The sequence below is a fragment of the Xanthomonas chitinilytica genome (assembly GCF_026107455.2).
GTDB lineage: Bacteria > Pseudomonadota > Gammaproteobacteria > Xanthomonadales > Xanthomonadaceae > Stenotrophomonas > Stenotrophomonas chitinilytica.
In genome coordinates, this window is record NZ_JAPCHY010000013.1 from 97,798 (window position 1) to 117,149 (window position 19,352).

General features: G+C 68.4%; 13 protein-coding genes. 9 read left to right on the forward strand and 4 right to left on the reverse strand.

Annotation, left to right across the window (positions count from 1 at the left end):
* Positions 1–56: 56 nt before the first annotated feature.
* Entirely contained in the window at positions 57–2,453 is a 2,397-nt protein-coding gene (locus OK345_RS14675) for a Tle-like phospholipase domain-containing protein (protein ID WP_265128732.1), read from the forward strand.
* A 359-nt stretch (positions 2,454–2,812) separates the two neighbouring features.
* Positions 2,813–4,786, forward strand: coding sequence for an N-acetylmuramoyl-L-alanine amidase (locus tag OK345_RS14680; RefSeq protein ID WP_265128733.1), 1,974 nt, complete (start codon positions 2,813–2,815; stop codon positions 4,784–4,786).
* A gap of 386 nt (positions 4,787–5,172) precedes the next feature.
* Here the strand turns inward: OK345_RS14680 and OK345_RS14685 are convergent, their stop codons facing one another.
* Positions 5,173–7,047 carry an XVIPCD domain-containing protein gene (locus OK345_RS14685; RefSeq protein WP_265128734.1) on the reverse strand — a complete coding sequence of 625 codons (1,875 nt, stop codon included), beginning with the start codon at positions 7,045–7,047 and terminating at the stop codon, positions 5,173–5,175.
* 576 nt (positions 7,048–7,623) lie between these two features.
* Here OK345_RS14685 and OK345_RS14690 point away from each other — a divergent pair.
* Entirely contained in the window at positions 7,624–9,045 is a 1,422-nt protein-coding gene (locus OK345_RS14690; RefSeq protein ID WP_265128735.1) for a short-chain fatty acid transporter, read from the forward strand.
* A gap of 99 nt (positions 9,046–9,144) precedes the next feature.
* On the opposite strand, the gene OK345_RS14695 is transcribed toward OK345_RS14690, so the two are convergent.
* Entirely contained in the window at positions 9,145–9,513 is a 369-nt protein-coding gene (locus tag OK345_RS14695; protein ID WP_265128736.1) for a hypothetical protein, read from the reverse strand.
* 638 nt (positions 9,514–10,151) lie between these two features.
* Here OK345_RS14695 and OK345_RS14700 point away from each other — a divergent pair.
* From OK345_RS14700 to OK345_RS14710, 3 genes are all read left to right on the forward strand, one after another.
* On the forward strand, positions 10,152–10,652 hold the full coding sequence (locus OK345_RS14700) for a hypothetical protein (RefSeq protein WP_265128737.1): 501 nt from the start codon (positions 10,152–10,154) through the stop codon (positions 10,650–10,652).
* Between the two features lie 35 nt (positions 10,653–10,687).
* Positions 10,688–11,176 (forward strand): hypothetical protein, encoded by a 489-nt coding sequence (locus tag OK345_RS14705; protein ID WP_265128738.1) that lies wholly within the window; start codon positions 10,688–10,690, stop codon positions 11,174–11,176.
* 249 nt (positions 11,177–11,425) lie between these two features.
* Positions 11,426–12,136: a hypothetical protein gene (locus OK345_RS14710; protein WP_265128739.1), complete on the forward strand. Its 711-nt coding sequence runs from the start codon at positions 11,426–11,428 to the stop codon at positions 12,134–12,136.
* Between the two features lie 251 nt (positions 12,137–12,387).
* Here the strand turns inward: OK345_RS14710 and OK345_RS14715 are convergent, their stop codons facing one another.
* Positions 12,388–12,819: a hypothetical protein gene (locus OK345_RS14715; protein WP_265128757.1), complete on the reverse strand. Its 432-nt coding sequence runs from the start codon at positions 12,817–12,819 to the stop codon at positions 12,388–12,390.
* Positions 12,820–13,178: 359 nt separating this feature from the next.
* Here OK345_RS14715 and OK345_RS17775 point away from each other — a divergent pair, with 359 nt between their 5' ends.
* The 3 genes from OK345_RS17775 to OK345_RS14725 all read left to right on the forward strand — a co-directional run bounded on the left by OK345_RS17775 (position 13,179) and on the right by OK345_RS14725 (position 17,292).
* Complete coding sequence (locus OK345_RS17775) at positions 13,179–13,406, forward strand: hypothetical protein (RefSeq protein ID WP_265155134.1); 228 nt, start codon at positions 13,179–13,181, stop codon at positions 13,404–13,406.
* Positions 13,407–13,540: 134 nt separating this feature from the next.
* Positions 13,541–16,039 (forward strand): DEAD/DEAH box helicase, encoded by a 2,499-nt coding sequence (locus OK345_RS14720; protein WP_265128740.1) that lies wholly within the window; start codon positions 13,541–13,543, stop codon positions 16,037–16,039.
* Positions 16,036–17,292, forward strand: coding sequence for a ribonuclease H-like domain-containing protein (locus OK345_RS14725; RefSeq protein ID WP_265128741.1), 1,257 nt, complete (start codon positions 16,036–16,038; stop codon positions 17,290–17,292). The genes OK345_RS14720 and OK345_RS14725 overlap by 4 nt, the downstream gene beginning before the upstream one ends.
* Before the next feature lie 260 nt (positions 17,293–17,552).
* On the opposite strand, the gene OK345_RS14735 is transcribed toward OK345_RS14725, so the two are convergent.
* Positions 17,553–19,352, reverse strand: coding sequence for a M56 family metallopeptidase (locus OK345_RS14735; protein ID WP_265128742.1), 1,800 nt, complete (start codon positions 19,350–19,352; stop codon positions 17,553–17,555).

Genomic DNA, 19,352 nt, shown 5'->3' on the forward strand with positions numbered 1-19,352 from the left:
GTGATTTCCGTTACTCTTGGCCGCACACGATCGGCTCCAGGGACAGGGGTACCGCCATGCGTGACAGCAACGAGATAAAGCTGCCCGAACAGAACGTGCATTCCCGGCAGGCCCGGATGGAGCAGGTCCGGGATCAACGGGCTTTGGTCGCCACCCTCACCGCATCCGCCCGCGAACTCGGCGCCCCCGAACTGCTGGCGGAAGCGCAGGCGCTGGCCGAGCAGTATCACGCCGCCGACCACGCCCGCCTCGCCGGCGATGTCTACCGCTCCGCAGCCGGGGAGCCGGCGTCGCCATCGCTGGGCTATTTCCGCGCCAGCGAACACCCGGAAAAGCTGCGTGCCCTGGGCGCCACCTGGAGCGACGACGATGTACAGGAATTCCTGAAACCGGACGATTCCGATTTCCGCGCCGAGATCTATCTCCCGGACCCTGCCGTTTTCGGCCCCGACAGAAAGCCGGTGATTTCCTTCAAGGGCTCCAATGGGCCTGTTGTCGCTTACGACGAAAACGGTATGCGCCATCTGCGCGAATCCGCCGCTTCCGACTGGATCGAGAACTTCCGCCAGGGGTTGGGGCTGGAGAGCGACCACTACAATCGCGCGATGAGGCTCGCCACCGCATTCCAAGATGATTTCAAAAGCAGTTTCGAGACCAACGGGCATTCCAAGGGCGGCGGAAAGGCGTTGGCGGCGGCGGCGGTCACCGGGCAATCCGCCTTCACCTTCAATGCGGCAACCCTGCACCCGAAAACCGCGCTCCACTACGCAGAGAAGAACGGCGGGCAGGTGTACGACATCGATCATCTGTCCAATGGTTACTACGTCAAGGGCGAGGTGCTTCACGACGGCATCAACCTGATGCATGGCATGGGCAAGGCGCAAGCGACGCAGGTGACCACGCTGCTGCGCAATGCCGGCGAGCTTTCGCAGATTCCCGAAGCCCGGGAACAGATCATCAAAAGCCTTGAAACCGCCTTTTCCTACGACCCGAAGATGCGGGAGGGGGCGGTCAACCTGCTGGATCATCTCGCTCAGCACAGCCGCGCCGGTACCCTGCAGCAGATCCCCGGGCATGCAGGCAGCGAGCAATTGATCGCGCTCGATCCCAAGAGCCGCAACGCCGAGGGCGAACTGGTCGATCGTCCGGCGCGCCCCGACCTGGCAGCCAGCAGCCTTGCCGCTGCACCGCTGATCGCGGCGGCGGCCACTGCCACGACGATGGGTGTTGCCGGAAAGCGCGGGGGCGAGGTCGTGGCCGCAGCCGGCACCCAGGTGGATCGTGCATTGCAGGCCGCCGGGGAAGCATCGCGTGCAACCTGGGAGATCACCGGCAACGTCGCCAATGCGGGAGCACGCAATGCGGGCCAGATTTCCGGCGCAGTCGTACGCTACCAGGGCGAGGTCATTGCCGGCGCCCGCCTGGCCCATGGGCGACTGAAGGCGGGCAGCGAAGAACTGCAGGCCACCCTCCTGTCATGGAACAACGACCTTTCCCGTTCGTTGGCCCACGGTGTCGCGAAGCTTCCGGGACTTGGCGGCCTGGACAACTGGGCTGACTCGCGGCACAGGCACAACGAGGAAGCCGTATCGCTGCATAGGGCGAACGCGCAGGATGCACGGGACGATGCCGCTGTAGATGCCGCCCGTGTGCGGCAGATGGGTACCACGCTCGAAGCGCGCATCGCCGCAACCGGCGCAGCTATCGGCGACCGCCTCCAGGACGCCAGCCGCCAGACCGGCGAGGCCATCGGCTCGGCCTACGCGGAAGCCGGGGATGCCGTGCGTGGCATCACCGCCAAGGCACCGCTTGCCGGCGCTTCGGTGGGGCTGGCAGGCGGCACGTCCGCATCCCTGGCTACCGCCCAACCGGGGGTCCTTGCAGGCGCGGTCCTTGCGAAGGAAGGAGGTGCGGAAGCCGCCTTCCGCCACAGCCAGGAGTATTCGGTGGAGCCTTCGATGGACGCCGAAACCCGTGCACTCGAACAGAACGCGATCAGGAGCCTGCAGGAAGCCCGATCCCGGTTCCCGGCGCACGATGTCAACGCACCACCCCAGGCGCTTCAGCTGGATGACGCACGCCATCCGTTGTTTCCCCTTTATTGCGACTGCGAACGCGGCGTGTTCGCGATCGACGCCCAGGTCGCACGCACGCCGGATCTGCACAGTCGCCAGATCGCAGGCGCCATCGCCGCCGAAATGGCCATGGCCGGAGGACAGCGGGTCGATCATGTGGTGCTCGGCAATGACGCCAGTCGCATCTTCGGCGTCCAAGGCAGGCTGGAGGACCCCGGAAACCTGAGGGTGAGCGTCGATACCGTCACCGCCATGCAGACTCCACTGGAACAGAGCAGCGAGCGGGTGGCTGCATCGCTGCAGCCCCAGGCCGATGCGATCTCGCAGCAGCTGCAGGATCAGGAACAGGTCCGCAGCAACGCCATGCGGATGGCCTGAGATGGACGCGCGCTGCCCGCAGATGGCCATCGCTTTCCGGCATGGACGCCTCCACGCTTGGAGCAGGTCGGCACCGGCACCGTCATGCCCGTCGATGAAGCAAGTTTGCCGGGGTCGGCAGGCCTCGACATGACACCCGGGATTACCTGATCAACTTCCCACTGCGAAACCAGCGCATTCGCACCGTTTTCCACCGTTCCCGAACCTCGTATTCACTTCCATGAATACGGATGGCAAAGACCGCCATCGCGCTTCCCCCGCCATCCCCGTCACACATCGGTACATCGCTCCTCCGACGCCAGCGGCATTGGCGTAGAACCGCGCTGCAGGGGGCACTCCGACTGTAGGGACCGCAGAACATGAAACGTCGCACCGTGGCAGCCCCGGCTGCCGTGATCGTCGCGCTATTGGCCTCGCCCGTCTTCGCCGGGCAGGTGCAGGACACCGCCGCCCTCACCGCCCAGGACGCGCTCGCAACGCACCTGCAGCAGGAAGAGGCCGAACTGCGGCCGCAACGCCAGGCCTTCCAGCGCCATTTCCGCCAGGCCTATGCCCGCTACCCGTCCATCCCCGCCGGCACGCTGGAGGCCATCGCCTTCGTGCAGTCGCGCTGGCAGCATCTGCAGCCCGATCCACAGGAGATGCAGGGCGAAGCCCACCACCACATGCCCGCCGCCCACGGCGTGATGGGCCTGTATGCCGGCGACGGCTTCGCCGACCAGGTGAGCGAGGGCGCCCGCCTGCTGGGCACGACCGCCGAACGGGTCCGCAACGATCCGCTCACCAACGTGCTGGCCGCCGCGGCGCTGCTGGACGCTGAGATCCGCGGGGACCTGCCGGTCGCCGGCAAGGCCGACCGCCTCGGCAAGGCTGCCATCGCCACGCCCGAGGCGATCCGCCCGGCGCTGATGCGCTATGCCGGCTTCTCGCCGTCGCCGGTGGAGGCCGCACGCGCCAGCGCCGTCGGCGACTACGCCCGCACCAGCTTCGCCTATGACGTGCTGCTGGCGCAGGACCGCGGCGTCGACGACCGCGGCATCGTCGTCCCCGAGCGTGCCATCGCCTGGGAAGACGCGTTCGACGCCCGGCAGCTGGTACAGCTGCGCGCGCCGATGCTGCGGCTGGACGTGGCCAACGACCGCGTCGAAACCGATGCCTACGTGATCGACCCGGTCAGCGAAACACTGCAGGCGCGTACCGTACCGGGCGCCGGGACCGCGACCATTGCCGGCGATGCCGCGCCTGCCACCGATGCCACGGTCCAGAGCACCGACTACGGCCCGGCCATCTGGGACCCGGCGTCGACCTCCAACTACACCGCCTCGCGCAGCGCGGCGGTGAGCGCGGTCACCATCCATACCGCGCAGGGCAGCTATGCCGGCACCATCTCCTGGTTCAAGAACGCCAGCGCGCGGGTCAGCGCGCATTACGTGATCCGCAGCTCCGACGGCCAGGTGACGCAGATGGTGCGCGACGCCCACACCGCCTGGCACGTGGGCAACCAGAACAGCTACACCCTGGGCATCGAGCACGAGGGCTACGTCAACAACAGCTCCTGGTACACCAGCGCGATGTACAACGCCTCGGCCGCGCTGGTGCGCCACTTCTGCGCCAAGTACAGCGCCATCTCCTGCGCCAGCGCCTACAAGGGCGCGCCCAGCAGCGGCATCAACGTGCTGCCCGACAGCGTCAAGATCAAGGGCCACCAGCACTTCAGCGGCCAGACCCACACCGACCCCGGCATCAACTGGAACTGGGCCAGCTACTACAACCTGCTCAACCCGGGCGGCGGCGGCGGCACCACCCGGATCCTGGACAGCTTCGAAAGCAGCGTCGGCCACTTCAACACCAGCCCGGCCTATTCCGGCAGCACCACCGGCATCTCCACCGCCTCCACCGCCACCCGCGACTGCGGCACCCGCCGCAACGGCAACTGCTCGCTGCGCGTGCTGCTCAAGGACAACACCGCCACCACCGCCAGCTGGGCGGTGCGCCTGCTGTCGGGCACCGGCAATCCGGGCAGCAACACCGCCCTCACCCGCGCCAACGGCAGCATCGGCTTCTGGGTGTGGACCGGCGGCACCGGCATGAGCGTGGGCGTGGGCATCGACGACAGCGACGGCACCGAGCGCTCCACCAGCAAGGCCATCGCCGCCAATACCTGGACCTACGTGTCGTGGTCGCTCACCGACGCGGCGCAGTGGAACGCCTGGGTCAACGGCAACGGCGCCATCACCGCCGGCACCGTCACCCTCGACGCCATCTGGCTGTACCGCGCCAACACCGCCTACGACGTCAACGTCTACATCGACGACGTGCAGGTCCGGAACTGAGCAAGGCCGGGGTACCCGTCCGGTACGGGTACCCCCGTTGCGCCTCGGGTCGCGCAACGAATACGACGCCCCTGGGGAAACGGCAGCGGGAATGCCCGCGGATGGCCGCGCCCCTGGCCGGACCCCGACCAATGTCGGGTTCCGGCTTTCATGTTCCCCTGGCGCGGGACAAGGGGGCGACGAACCCCCGGTTCGCGGCCCTTCGAATACCTTTGCAAGGACGGTGCTGCGGAACGGGCCAGGGCGGGGCCACCGGGGACAGCACCTTGCGATGTTCGGCAAGGCGAAGCCTGGCCCATCCCCTCATCCAATCCCCGGGGCAGCGTCTCCTGACAGGGAGAGGACCCGCCCCCAAATCGGCGCCCCGGAAGAACCAAGCAGATCCGTCAGCGCATCATCGCCTGGGTCCGGGCCTGCTCCTGCGCGGGCTCGTCCGGCTGCGGCACCGGCGCCGGTGTCCGCTCGACCACTTCCTGCAGCGCGCGGACGTGGCCGCTGACCGGCGTCGCCACGGCCTCGGCCGTGTCCGTGCGCGCGATCTGCCGGTCCGGCGAATGCGCTTCGCCCTGCACCGCGAAGGCGTATCGCCCTTCGTTGCCCAGCACCGCCTGGTCGATGCGCTGCAATCCCTCGCGCCGCGCCGCCACCAGCAGGCCCATGCCCAGGCGCTCGCTCATCGCGTCGGGCTGGCGCCCCATGCTTTCGTCCAGCCGGCATACCGCCGCCTGGCTCTGCAGCAGCAGGCCGTGATCGGGGTTGCCGGAATGGCGCGGATCCTGCGGCAGCAGCGGCGAAGGCGGCGGCAGGTTGCGCAGGCGCGGACTGTCCACGCTGGCGCCGATCGGTTCGAAACCCTGCCGCGGGTCGCCATCGGCCGAACTGGAAATGCGGAACATCCGCTCGGCCATGCCGTAGGCGGACTGCCCCTGCATCCGCGCCAGCGTCGCGGCGAAGGCGTCCACGTCCTGCTGCGGCTGGCCGCGGCCATCCTCGGCCAGCAGGCGCCAGCGGGTATCCATCATCGGATTGGCCTGCACCATGGCCTGGGTCTGCTGCATCAGCGCGCGCATCTGCGGCTCGCTGAAGCTCAGGGTGAAGTTGTCGCCCGCCTGCACCGGTCCCTGCCGCTGCGCGCCCGGATCGCCGGCCAATGCGGTGTTGAGCATCCCGGCGATCTGCTCGCCATGCTGTTCGTTGCGCAGGTCGAACTGGAACTCGTAGCGGCGCGCGTCGACGTTCTCGCGGCCGTCGGCATCGTGGACGCTGAGCCGCGTCATCGGCACGTTGCCGCTGTACTCCACGCGCCGGGCATCGACGTAGCTGCCGTCCTCGAAGCGCGTGCGCACCACCTCGCCGGCATTGCGCGCGCCGGCCAGGTCCACGCCGGCGGTTTCGCCGACGCCCAGCCGCAGCCGCGTCTGCGAACTCATGCCCAGCCGCTCCACCGTGGCCACCGCCTCGACCCCCGGCGTCTGCGCCGCGATCTCGCCGGTACCGACGAAATGCGCATAGGCCGCCTGGCCGTCGGCATTGCCCAGGTCGAACGTCGCCGTGCGCACCGTGGACTGCCCCAGCGCGTCCTGGCGGCCGAGCATCGCGGTGGCCAGGCCGGTGGACACGCCCACGCCATTGAACGCGGACACCGCCTCGTTCGGCCCCATCGTCACCCGCACCCGCTCGGCGTCGATGCGGTCCACCCGGTAGCTGACACCGGCCGCCTCGTTGGTCTGGGTCTGCATGGCGATGTGGCGGAAGCTGCCTTCCATCGCGGTGCCCTGGAAGGCCTGGGCATCGAGGGTGACGCGCCCGCCCACCGGGATCGTGGTGGGATCGAACGGATTGACCCGTGCCGCATCGGCCGCGTCGCCGCCGGCGGGCAGGCCGACCTGGTAGCGGCCACGTACGCCGCCGCTGGCGGAGGCCTCGAACGCGCCGGCACGCCCGGCACGGCCCTCGCGCTCGAGCCGCATGCCGGAGGCCAGCTCCATCCCGACCTGGTAGTTCACCAGGCCGTCGGCGCTGCTGCTGGCGAAGGTCACCGAACGCGCCTGGAACAGCGAGGTACCGCCGGCCTTCAGCACGTCCTGCTGGCTCGTGCCCCGGACCGAACCATCGCCGGGGTTCCAGGTGATCGAGCGGCCGCCGAGGGCGGCGCGGTACTCGCTGCTGGACGAACCGTAATCCGGATTGAACGCGACTTCCGCCGCATTGCGGTGCCGTGCGATGGCGTCCGCGCCTGCTTCCCTGACCTGGGCATTCATGCCATGACCTCCCTGAGCTTGAACGCAGCGATTGTAACTGTGCCCCCCGGGCCAAACCGGGCACCGGTGTGCGATTCCGACCATCGGGCCACCCGGTCCAGGCGGTGGCCGAGGCCGCTCGGGAACCTGCCCGGCGTACGGCCACGGCCTTGACCGCAATCGACGGGATCCGGGGGATTTCGACAACGGCGCCGACCGGCACGCCGCGACAGGGCCGGCGGCTTCCCGCCACGGCAACGGGTGCGCCCGCAGCCGCCGTCGTGGCTGCGGGCTGGACGTCGGCACGCCATCGCCGGGGCAGGCCGGGGCCGTCCGCCCGGCCACGCTCTCCCGTCCCCATGACGGGTGGCCCGCCGGTCCATGCCGGAAGGGCGGCGCGCGCCTGCCCGTGTCGCCGGAAGAACAGTACGGGCCGGCCCGCGGCTTCCCGTTTCCGCCGGTGGGCGAAGCAGGCCGGACGCGTCGCCGATGGCGGTTCTTCCGCTTCCAGCCACCGCCACTCCCTACAAAAGTACAGTGTTGGCGCGGGTACGGGATTGCTACCGTCGCAGATTGCTTTCCCCACGGTCGTCCCGCATGAACCACTCCCCCCAAGACAGCCTTTCCGCGCGCTTCGCGCTGCGCTGCGCCCGCTTCTCCGAACGCTGGTTTCCCGATTCCTGGGTATTCGCGGCGCTGGCGCTGGGCGTGGTCAGCGCGGCGGCGATGATCAACGGCGGCGCGCCGACGGAAACGGCCAAGGCCTTCGGTGACGGCTTCTGGAGCCTGATCCCCTTCACCATGCAGATGGCGTTCGTGGTGATCGGCGGCTACGTGGTGGCCAGTTCCGGACCGGCGTCGAAACTGATCGACCGGCTGGCACGCATGCCCCGGACCGGCCGCAGCGCGGTGTGCTGGGTGGCGGCGGTGTCGATGATCTCCTCGCTGCTCAACTGGGGCCTGAGCCTGGTGTTCGCCGGCCTGCTGGTACGCGCACTGGCGCGGCGCACCGACCTGAAGATGGACTACCGCGCCGCCGGTGCCGCCGGCTATCTGGGCCTGGGCGCGACCTGGGCCCTGGGCCTGTCGTCTTCGGCCGCGCAGCTGCAGGCCAACCCGGCCAGCCTGCCGCCTTCGATCCTGTCGATCACCGGCGTCATCCCTTTCACCGAGACCATCTTCCTGTGGCAGTCCGGCGTGCTGCTGGGCGCGCTGATCGTGGCCTCGCTGATCGTGGCCTATGTCACCGCGCCCAGCGAGGCCTCGGCCAAAAGCGCGGCCGACTGCGGCGTGGACGTGCAGCCCACGGCGGTACCGGCCGCCAGGAAGGCGTCGCGTCCGGGCGAATGGCTGGAATACAGCCCGTTGCTGATCCTGATGCTGGTGGCGCTGGCCGGCGGCTGGCTGGTGCACGAGTTCTCCACCAAGCCGGCCATCCAGGCCATCTCCGGCCTCAACACCTACAACCTGCTGTTCCTGATGGCCGGCGCCCTGCTGCACTGGCGCCCGCGCAGCTTCCTGGACGCGGTGTCGCGCGCGGTGCCGTCCACCGCCGGCGTGCTGATCCAGTTCCCGCTGTACGGCTCCATCGCCGCGATCATGACCAACGTCACCGGCAACGACGGCCACAGCGTGGCGCACCTGATCTCCCATGCGTTCACCACCGTGGCCAGCCACGACACCTATGCCCTGCTGATGGGCAGCTATTCGGCGGTACTGGGTTTCTTCATCCCGTCCGGCGGCGGCAAGTGGATCATCGAGGCGCCCTACGTGATGCTGGTGGCCAACGACCTGCAGTACCACCTGGGCTGGGCGGTGCAGATCTACAACGCCGCCGAGGCGCTGCCGAACCTGATCAACCCGTTCTACATGCTGCCGCTGCTCGGCGTGCTGGGGCTGAAGGCGCGCGACCTGATCGGCTTCACCTTCGTGCAGCTGCTGGTGCACACCCCGCTGGTGCTGATCCTGCTGTGGCTGCTGGGCACCACGCTGGCGTATGTGCCGCCAGTGATGCCGTGATGATTACAACGGAACCCAAGTCACACTGGGGGACACCACACTTGTGTGGCGTCTCTGCATGCCTCCCGGGATAAGGAGAGCTGCCGGTTCTGGCTCGCCTCAGCGCCCCATCGCCAGCGTATCGTGCCGCTGTTGTTCTTGCTGCTGGGTTTCGAGTTGGTTACTGCGTTCCAATGAATCAACGAGCGCCGGTGCAGCTGCCGAAAGACCCACATGCACGCGAAAGCCCGGTACTTGGGTGGAAGCTACCCAAGCACGGTCTTCCTGTATCAGCACCTTGGCCTGGTCCGGGCGGATGCCTTCAGCATGCGCCTTCGCTGCCGCATCCAGCACATGCGCATCGGAAACATCATTAGGGAATTGGTCACGGATGGCCTTGAACATCGGGGCTGCCGGATGCCCGTGATCCGGATCCTGCTGTTCGGTAAGCGCCTCTGGCAACCGGCCCGTGCTGCGCAGCCACGGCACCCGTTAGGTTCCACCGCCGACGGCTCCCCATTCGACGCTGACCCCATCGCGACGCAACTGCTCCAGATCCCGACGTAGCGTTGGCGACTTCCCCAGCAGTGGGGTTAACGTAGGATCGCTGAGAGGATTTGCCGCTCGCGCGGCGGTTGCAGCAGGTGTGCCATGCCCCGATACCGGGGCGGGTTTTGCCTCAAGGTTACCCATCGAGCCGTACCCCTATGTGCGCTGCGCAAGGTATGAGCTTTAGCGTTGGCGGATGGAAATCTGGACAATGTGCGTCTGCTCGCTATTCATGCCAAGCACGATGTCTATCTTGTCCTGCTGTACTTCCCAATAAGCCCTCGAGTCCGGCGCATCCGGCCGCGGTGGGTTGGGCTCGGTGCCAGGCCACTGGCTGCCAAGGCATCACCGGCCGTGAATCTGACCCCGGCTTTTCCCTTCGGTCGGCCGCTGGTTGCCATTTCTTCCGCCTGAGCCCTCACTCAAGAACGGTCGAACGAACTTCAGGCAACGACCCATACGGCGAGGCCATGCATCGGCACGCATGGCGATATGATAGGCCCGGGTCGACCCGGCATGCTCCTTGTCATGGAGCCTTCGAGATCGCCCTCAAGGACAGTTCACAGCGACGGAGGTTGATGGCATTCATGATCGATGCAATCGCACGCAGGTATTTCCAGGGGATTTCCCGCAGCACCCTTTCATCCCTGCTCGTACTGATGGCCCTCATGACCGGCACGGCGCTGGCATCGGAAGGCGACAAACGGGCCGATCGCAAGGCCGATGCCTGGATAGGACGGGACGCCAGCGAACTGCTGCTGCAGATGCGCGTTGACGGCGGCCGCGTCAACATCGAGGAAGACGACGAGAAGGGCGAGACCCGGTACACGTGGTCGACCTGGAACCCCGCCTGGACGGAAACCACCACCTACCAGGGCGATGTGATCGGCATGACCCCGGGGGCCAAGGGCGGGCCGTCGACCCCGATCTTCGGACAAGGCACAACGGTGAAGACCCATCACCCCGCCACCCACCGCTGCAACATCACCTTCATCGCGGACATGGAGGGGATCATTCGCAGCTGGCGCTATACCGGTTCCCGGTGCGCCAACGATATCGACAAGCCCAAGGCGAAGTAACGCACATCACCCAATCCACCTGTAAGGACACTCACATGCTCGACACTGCTGCCAAGAAATTCCTTGCCCTTTCGTTCGCCGCGCTCTTCATGCTCGCGGCTCCCTCCCTGCACGCCCAGAGCAAATCCCGGCCGGGTGTGATCGAGGACATCCAGCCCATCGAGAACAAGGGCGATGACGAGGGCAGGAAGACGAAATTCGGACGTGCCATTGGTCGGGTCACCGGATCGGCAGCCGGCGTGCTGGCGAATGCCGGAGTGGCCAAATCCGGTGCCGGCGACAATGTCGTGGCCAGTTCCGTCGTGCGGGCGGCCCCGACCTATGCGGCGCAAGCCGGCGAGGAACTGGGCGCCAAAGTCGCGGGCCCCGGCGAAAGCGTCCGCTACATGGTCAAGGTGCGGCTGGACAGCGGCCGGGTGATGTCGCTGCCCCAGCTGAGCGGGCAGATCAGCGGCATGAAGGTGGGCGATCGCATCCTGGTGGAAGGCCGGGGCGACGAGGCGACGATCCATCGGGCGCAATGACGCGCAAGGCACTACCCCCGCTGCAAGGAAGGATCCGACCAGCAAGGCAGGAGGCCAGGCCGACCCTTCCATAGCCGTGGACCTCGGTTGTCGCCCAATCGGGGGCGGAGATGGCGGCCGATGACGGAAGGTGGCCAACCCACCTTCCGTCAATGCTTTTCGCGGTGCATCATCCAGCAGTCGCCGCCAATGTGCGGGCTTGCGGCATTCGGCTCCTCAACTGGAACCCCACCAGCCACGGTGATCCGCATGAAGGGAATTCCGGCCACGTTCGCGGTACTGCTATCCATCGTCGCCCTTGCACGATCCAGGCCGCAGGTGAACGTTCGCCTGGATGCTCCTCCCCCCTCTCCACCCGTCGATCCGGAGCGTGGAATCTTCTATGGCGCCACCCTTTCGGCGTGGTACGCATCGGCGATGGAGCACGACAAGAGTCTGCTGACCTTGTCCACTGCCGGCATCGGACTGCTTGTCGGTTTCATGTCGTCCAGGGCAGCGGGGGGCATGCTGCCATTCTGGCTGCTGGTCGGTGGGATGATCGCGTTCCTATTGACCATCCTGCTGGTGCTGCGGATCTATCACGTCAACAAGTCCTATCTGGAACGGATCATCAGGAGCGAGGACTCCCCCGATGAGGACGACGGCGGAATGGACGATGCCCGCCTCAAGAGACTCGATCTTGCCGCGAATGTGCTGTTCCTGATCGGCGCAAGCCTATCGGCGGTACTGGGTGGGGTAATCGCATATTCGACCCACCGCCCGCCACAGGCGCCGCTGCTCCCCTCCGAGCCCGTTTCCGCAGCTGAAAAGCCATCCGCCGGAGATCCGGTTCCCGTACCCGCCCCTCAACGACCCGACGAGGATGGCAGCGCAAACCATGGCCACCGGATGCCGGCCCCACCGGAAAGCCGACCACAGGGCGATCCGCCCCCCATGGAGAACGCCCGGTCGGACAACTGACGACAAGACTCACCAGGAGCGTGGCATGAGTACGATGCATCCGGGAGCGCAGCGACCGAAATCCTCCTTGGCCGAAAAGCTCAGAGGCTTGGTCGAATATGTCTTCGCCAGCTTAAGAGGCGCCGGCGGCCTACGCCGCGAGAAGAAGGACACTTCCGACCCCCCCCGGCAGAAGCGGGAGCAGGTCCCGCAGGACAAGCCCCGGAACAAGCCCGAGAGTCGCTGACAAGGCCGCCGCGGCGCGGCGAGCCTCACTCCTCTCCCTGCCGATCCACGTCGCAATCCGGCCCCTCGCAGTTCTCCGCCGCCCGCCGCAACTGGTCCTCGCTGAGCGGCGGCGGCCGGGCAAGCGCGGACTGGATCTGGTCGCGGCCGCCGGTGAGCTTGTGCACGCCCTTGCCGGCGGCCATCAGCCCGTAGTTGATGCCAAGGAAGATGTAGCCGCCGCTCATGCTGACCTGCTCGGGCGTGGGCGGCTCGCTCCACGAGCGGCTGAAGCGGTTGGACTCCACCCGGATCGGATTCCTGAAACGATACAGGTCCAGCGGCTGGTCGTCCTCGGGCTTGAGCGCACGCACTTCGTCCAGGGTCTTGACCTCGTCCCCGGCCGTATCCGGCAACTCCAACGCCGGTAGCGCTTCCTGTGCCTGTACCGGACCGGTCGGCATCAGGCCGACCGCCATTACCCCCAGCCATCCGTACTTTGTCACTGCCCGACCTTGGCGATTACCCGGGAGCGGCAGCTTACGCATCGCTCCTTCAATTTTCGTTGATCGCGCAGTGACGTCCATTACCGGCGGTTGATAATGTTGCGGCGCGTGGACACACGCTGCCCCGGGGGAATCGGGGACACCAAGCCTCTCCATGGCAAGGAACGGCCAGGCATACGAAGCCGTATCCGTACACCAACGAAAGGAGAGGCGTCTTGATTATTTGGGGACCGAAGGCCCGGCAGAGCAAGGGCGAGACCGGTTCGTTCTTCTGCCCGGAATGCCGGGACGACCGGAGCTGCACCCAGGTCAAGTAGTCGCGGTATTTCACCTTGCACTTCATACCGCTGTTTCCGACAGAAACGCTGTCCACCCACATGCAATGCGGAAGCTGCGACAGCCGGTTCAACGACTCGGTACTGGGCTACTCCCGGGAGCAGATCCTGGCGGCGGTCTCGCCGTGGAGATGCGATGGCTGTGGCAACGCCAACCCGGCCCAGCAGGACAGCTGCCTGGGCTGCGGCAACGGCAAGGCTTTGCCGCCGGAACTTCCGGCCTGAACCGGGACGGGGCATTGCCCGCTCCCTGTCCCGCAGCGCGGGACGGGACGATGCGGTGGAATCCCATCCTGTCCTGTCTCATGGGTTGAGACGCCGATGTGCTTCCATGTCGCCCTTTGATCGGCAGTACGCGCATGGCGTTTTCCCTCGCTCCCCGCACCGAAGCCAGCGAACGGGCGCTGGCGACCACCGATGGCCTGCCCTCGCGCGATGGTGCGCTGCTCGGCCAGCGGCTGGCGCGGCGCTACCGCGACCGGATCACCGGCAGCTTCACCATTCCCGGCCGCGAGGGCAGCTACGCGCCGATCCCCGACGACGTGCCCGACGCGCTGAAGGCGGCGCTGCAGGCACGCGGCATCGAGCAGTTGTATTCGCACCAGGCCGAGGCGTGGGCGGCGACGCAGCGCGGCGAGAACGTCGCCATCGTCACCCCCACCGCCTCGGGCAAGTCGCTGTGCTACACGCTGCCGGTGGTGAGCGCGGCGATGCAGGGCAAGGCCGGGGCGCCGGCTTCAAAGGCACTCTTCCTGTTCCCGACCAAGGCGCTGGCGCAGGACCAGGTGGCCGAGCTGCTGGAACTCAACCGCGCCGGCGAGCTGGGCGTAAAGGCCTTCACCTTCGACGGCGATACGCCGGGCGATGCGCGGCAGGCGATCCGCCTGCACGGCGACATCGTGGTCAGCAACCCGGACATGCTGCACCAGGCGATCCTGCCGCACCACACCAAGTGGGCGCAGTTCTTCGAGAACCTGCGCTACGTGGTGATCGACGAGATCCACACCTATCGCGGCGTGTTCGGCAGCCACGTCACCAACGTGATCCGCCGGCTCAAGCGCATCTGCGCGTTCTACGGCGTGCAACCGCAGTTCATCCTGTGCTCGGCCACCATCGGCAACCCGCACGCGCATGCGCAGGCGCTGGTCGAGGAGCGCGTGCATGCGATCACCGAATCCGGCGCACCCAGCGGGCCGAAGCACGTGCTGTTGTGGAACCCGCCGGTCATCAATCCGGACCTGGGCCTGCGTGCCTCGGCGCGTTCGCAGGCCAACCGCATCGCCCGCATCGCGATCAAATCCGGCTTGAAAACGCTGGTGTTCGCGCAGACCCGGCTGATGGTCGAGGTGCTGACCAAGTATCTGAAGGACATCTTCGACAACGACCCGCGCAAGCCGGCGCGCATCCGCGCCTACCGCGGCGGCTACCTGCCCACCGAGCGCCGCGAGGTGGAGCGGGCGATGCGGGCCGGCAACATCGACGGCATCGTCAGTACCTCGGCGCTGGAACTGGGCGTGGATATCGGCGCGCTCGACGTGGTGGTGCTCAACGGCTATCCCGGCAGTGTGGCGGCGACCTGGCAGCGCTTCGGCCGCGCCGGCCGCCGCCAGCAGGCCGCGCTCGGGGTGATGGTTGCCAGCAGCCAGCCGCTGGACCAGTACGTGGTGCGGCACCCGGACTTCTTCGCCAACGCCACGCCGGAACACGCGCGTACCGCGCCCGACCAGCCGCTGATCCTGTTCGACCACATCCGCTGCGCCGCGTTCGAACTGCCGTTCCTGAGCGGCGAGCCGTTCGGGCCGATCGACCCGCTGGTGTTCCTGCAGGCGCTGGCCGAAACCGAGGTGATCCACCAGGAAGGCGACCGCTGGGAATGGATCGCCGACAGCTACCCGGCCAACGCGGTGAGCCTGCGCGCGGTGGCCGACGGCAACTTCGTGGTGGTGGACCGCAGCGACGGCAAGCAGCAGATCATCGCCGAGGTGGACTATTCCGCTGCCGCGCTCACCTTGTACGAAGGCGCGATCCACATGGTGCAGAGCACGCCATATCAAGTTGAGCGGTTGGACTGGGAAGGCCGCAAGGCCTACGTCACCCGCACCCACGTGGACTACTACACCGACAGCATCGACTTCACCAAGCTCAAGGTGCTGGACCGCTTCGACGGCAACGGCGCCGGGCGCGGCGATTCGCACCACGGCGAGGTGCACGTGGTGCGGCGCGTGGCCGGCTACAAGAAGATCCGCTACTACACCCACGAGAACATCGGCTACGGCCCGGTCAACCTGCCCGACCAGGAACTGCACACCACCGCGGTGTGGTGGCAGCTGCCGCAGGCCACGCTGCTGCGCAGCTTCGCGCAGAAGCAGGACGCGCTGGATGGCTTCCTCGGCGCGGCCTATGCGCTGCACATCGTCGCCACCGTGGCGGTGATGGCCGATGCGCGCGATTTGCAAAAAGCAGTGGGCAACGGCGACGGCGCGTGGTTCGCGGTGGCCGACCAGAGCGGACGCGGCCAGCTGCGCGGCAACGAGGGCGGCGAAGGTACGGTGGAGCTGATGCAGAGCTTCGTGCCCACCGTCTATCTGTACGACAACTTCCCCGGTGGCGTGGGTTTGAGCGAGCCGCTGTGGCAGCGCCAGGGCGAACTGGTACAGCGCGCGCTGGAACTGGTGGAGCGCTGCGACTGCAGCGCCGGCTGCCCGGCCTGCGTTGGCCCGGTGCTGGCGGCACAGGAAGAAGGCGGTGGCGAGACGCCGCGTTCGCTGGCGTTGAAGGTGCTGTCGCTGCTGTCCGACGAGCGTTGCCAGAGCGTGGCGCCGGCGCCGGCCGAAGAGGCGCTCGACCTGCTGCCATGAGCATCAGCCTGGACAAGTTGAAGGCGCTGCGGAAGCAGGCCGGACATGCGGATGCGACGGCAAAACCTTCGAGCGCGATACCGGCGCCTTCGAACGAGGATGCGCGGGTTTCGGATGCAGCAGGTTCTGCCGCTTCGGATGCCCCTGCGCTTTCGCGACCCGTACCGTTCGCGCCTGCGCATGATCCAGCCGTTGTAGGAGCGACGTCAGTCGCGAAGCCGGCGCGGGCGGATGTCGAGGCATTGCCTTCGGCTACGTCCGGTTCTTTGCCGGCTGCGGAAGCATCTGCGGCTTCGCGACTGACGTCGCTCCTACAAGGTGGCCGCCCCATCCCGCGAACGGTCGAACCCATCCGCGAGAATTCGGTATTCGGCTGGGTCGAGCAGATACAACATAAGACAGCGACACCTGCACCCGTACCGGCCGCGCGTCCCACCCGCCGCGTGCACGATGGCGACGCGTTGCGGCGCCTGTTGGCCACGCGCAACCGCGCGGTGGCACCGGCGTCGCGCGCGGAACGCGCCGGAGCGCTGGACCGCGAACTGCCCGGCCGCGAGGTCGCCCCCGGCCTGCGCCTGATCGAGGCGTTCCTGCCGCAACCGGTACCGCAGCAGCCGCTCTCGCTCGCCTTCGCCAAACGCCCGGAGGAAGCGGTGGCGCCGCAGGACCTGCTGTTCTTCGACACCGAGACCACCGGGCTGGCCGGCGGCACCGGTACCCGCGCCTTCATGATCGGCGCGGCCGACTGGCGGCACGATCCGCAGCGCGGCCCCGGGCTGCGCGTGCGCCAGCTGCTGATGGCGACGATGGCCGCCGAGGGCGCGATGCTGGAGGCGTTCGCGGCCTGGCTGGCGCCGGGCACGGTGCTGTCCAGCTACAACGGCCGCTGCTACGACGCGCCGTTGCTCAAGACCCGCTACCGCCTGGCCCGGCGCGGCGATCCGCTGTCGGCGCTGGATCACGTGGACCTGCTGTTCCCCACCCGCCGCCGCTACCGCGGCACCTGGGAGAACTGCCGGCTGACGACCATCGAGCGCCAGCTGCTGCGCATCCAGCGCGAGGACGACCTGCCCGGCAGCGAGGCGCCGGCGGCGTGGCTGGCCTGGCTGCGCGGTGGCAGCGCGCGCAACCTGCGCCGCGTCGGCGAGCACAACCACCAGGACGTGGTGACGCTGGCACAGCTGTTCCAGCGGCTGGTGCAGGCCGAAGCCGAGGAACGCGCGGCACCGCCGCCGGATGCGATCCCAGGCTGATATCGGGCGCCGGCGGCCGCGCATCCAGCGCGAGAACGACCTGCCCGACGGCATGGCTGGCCTGGCTGCGCGGCGGCAGCGCACGCTACCTGCGCCGCGTCGGCGGGCACAACCACCAGGACGTGGTGACGCTGGCACAGCTGTTCCAGCGGCTGGTGCAGGCCGAAGCCGAGGAACGCGCGGCACCGCCGCCGGATGCGGTTCGCGGCTGAACCGGCATCGCCCGTGGCGCGGTGCCGCGGGCGATGCGTGGCAGCGGCTCAGCCCTTGATCGGCTGGGCGACACCGTCGGCGATGGCCTGCCGGATCAGGCGCTCGGCCTCGCGTTCGGCGCGGGCGCTGGCCGCGGCCTGTTGCCGGGCGATTTCGGCCTGTTGCTTCGCCAGTTCCGCCTGCTGCCGGGCCAGTTCGCGCATCTCATCCTGCACGCCCTGCTCGCGCATGGCCTCCCGGGCCTGTTCGGCGGCCTTGCGCGCGTCGGCGCGGGCCGCTTCCTGCGCCGCGCTGCGCTCGGCCGTGCCCTGCAGCATCGCCACCCGCGCTTGTTCGGCGGCGGCCGCAGCGATGCGGGCGCCGGCTTCGCCCATGCGCCGGCCCAGCTCGCCCTGGCGTTGGCCGAGCGTTCCCTGGCGTCCGCCCAGCTCGCCCTGCGCCTCGCCCAGGCGGAAGCTGTCCCGGTACAGCTCCTGGAAACGGGCCAGCGTGGCGGCATCGCGCACCACGTAGCGCTGGTCGCCACGACGGATCCACAGCAGGCCATCGCCATCGTCCAGCTGCCGTGCCTGGCGCAGGTCGTCGCTGGAACCGCTCATGAGGTTGTGCCGATCCTGCAGCAGCACGTAGGCGTTCGGGCCGCTGTCCTTCGCCAACGTGATGCGGCCCTGCACCGCGATCGGAGCCAGGCGCGGGGCGATGGGTGCTTCCGGTGCTTCCGGTGCGGCAGGCGCAGGCGGCGGTGGCGGCGCAGTCACGGCCGCGGGAGCCGGCGGCGCCGGCAGTGCTTGCGGGGCCGGAGCCGGGGCTGGCGCCGGCACTGCGGAAGGTGCGGCCGGGGGTGCGGGCGGAGCCGGCGGCGCCGGCATCGCCACCAGTCGCAGCGGCATGACGCCGACCAGCGCGACCGCGGCCAGGATCAGGCCCGCGCCCAGGCGCGGGAACGGGGAAGTGTTCTGCAGCATGAGCAGTCTCCGCTTGAGGCTCAGGAAGGTCGGCGAAGCGCTGGCAAGGCCGGCGCAGGGCCGCGGGGCGACGCCCAGCTGCAGCAGCAGGCGTCCGTAGTCGTGACGGCAATGGCGGCTGCCGGCGACGACCGCGGCATCGACCGCGGCTTCGCGCGCCAGCGCGTATTCGCGCGCGGCCAGGTGCACCAGCGGGTGGAAGAAGAACAGGTGCTGGGCCAGCGCCGGCAGCAGTCCCCACCACAGGTCGCGCCGCTGCAGGTGCACCAGTTCGTGGGTCAGCGCCATGTCGAGATCGTCGGCAGCCATGCTCTGCATCTGTCGCGCCGGCAGCAGCAGCACCGGACGCCACGGCCCGACCAGTTGCGGCGAATCGATCTGCGCGCTGATCCGCAGCCGCGGCGCCTCGCGCAGGCCATGCGCTTCGGCCGCCATCCGCAATGCGGCGATCAGTTTGTCGTCGCGGCACGGCTGCGATGCGCGCACCTGCTGCCGGCTGGCGTGCCAGCTCCAGGTGGTGCGCACGGCCATCGCCAGCACGCCGGCCAGCCACAGCGCCAGCAACGCCTGCAGCCACGCCAACCCGCCGTCGGCGGCCGGCGCGACGGCCATCGTCGTGGCGGGCACGACCAGCATGTCGGCGGAGGCGGCCACCGCGGCGACCGCCGGTGCGGCGGCCGGCAGCAGCGGCAGTTCCAGCGGATTGGCCCATACCAGGCCGACGACGGCCTGCAGCGCGACCAGCCACCACAACCCGCACTGGGTGGCCGCCGGCAGCCGCCGCACGCCGCGGCACAGCGCCCAGACCAGCGCCACCAGCAGCGCCGTCTGCACGCTGGTGGCGAGCAGGCGACCGGCAAGCACCTCGAACAGGGATTCCAT

What these genes read in the sequence shown, in the direction of transcription:
- OK345_RS14725 (WP_265128741.1), top strand. Translation starts at nt 16,036, where the DNA reads ATGAGCATCAGCCTGGACAAGTTGAAGGCGCTGCGGAAGCAGGCCGGA.
- OK345_RS14675 (WP_265128732.1), top strand. Translation starts at nt 57, where the DNA reads ATGCGTGACAGCAACGAGATAAAGCTGCCCGAACAGAACGTGCATTCC.
- OK345_RS14710 (WP_265128739.1), top strand. Translation starts at nt 11,426, where the DNA reads ATGAAGGGAATTCCGGCCACGTTCGCGGTACTGCTATCCATCGTCGCC.
- OK345_RS14705 (WP_265128738.1), top strand. Translation starts at nt 10,688, where the DNA reads ATGCTCGACACTGCTGCCAAGAAATTCCTTGCCCTTTCGTTCGCCGCG.
- OK345_RS14700 (WP_265128737.1), top strand. Translation starts at nt 10,152, where the DNA reads ATGGCATTCATGATCGATGCAATCGCACGCAGGTATTTCCAGGGGATT.
- OK345_RS14720 (WP_265128740.1), top strand. Translation starts at nt 13,541, where the DNA reads ATGGCGTTTTCCCTCGCTCCCCGCACCGAAGCCAGCGAACGGGCGCTG.
- OK345_RS14685 (WP_265128734.1), bottom strand. Translation starts at nt 7,047, where the DNA reads ATGAATGCCCAGGTCAGGGAAGCAGGCGCGGACGCCATCGCACGGCAC.
- OK345_RS14690 (WP_265128735.1), top strand. Translation starts at nt 7,624, where the DNA reads ATGAACCACTCCCCCCAAGACAGCCTTTCCGCGCGCTTCGCGCTGCGC.
- OK345_RS14735 (WP_265128742.1), bottom strand. Translation starts at nt 19,352, where the DNA reads ATGGAATCCCTGTTCGAGGTGCTTGCCGGTCGCCTGCTCGCCACCAGC.
- OK345_RS14715 (WP_265128757.1), bottom strand. Translation starts at nt 12,819, where the DNA reads ATGGCGGTCGGCCTGATGCCGACCGGTCCGGTACAGGCACAGGAAGCG.
- OK345_RS14680 (WP_265128733.1), top strand. Translation starts at nt 2,813, where the DNA reads ATGAAACGTCGCACCGTGGCAGCCCCGGCTGCCGTGATCGTCGCGCTA.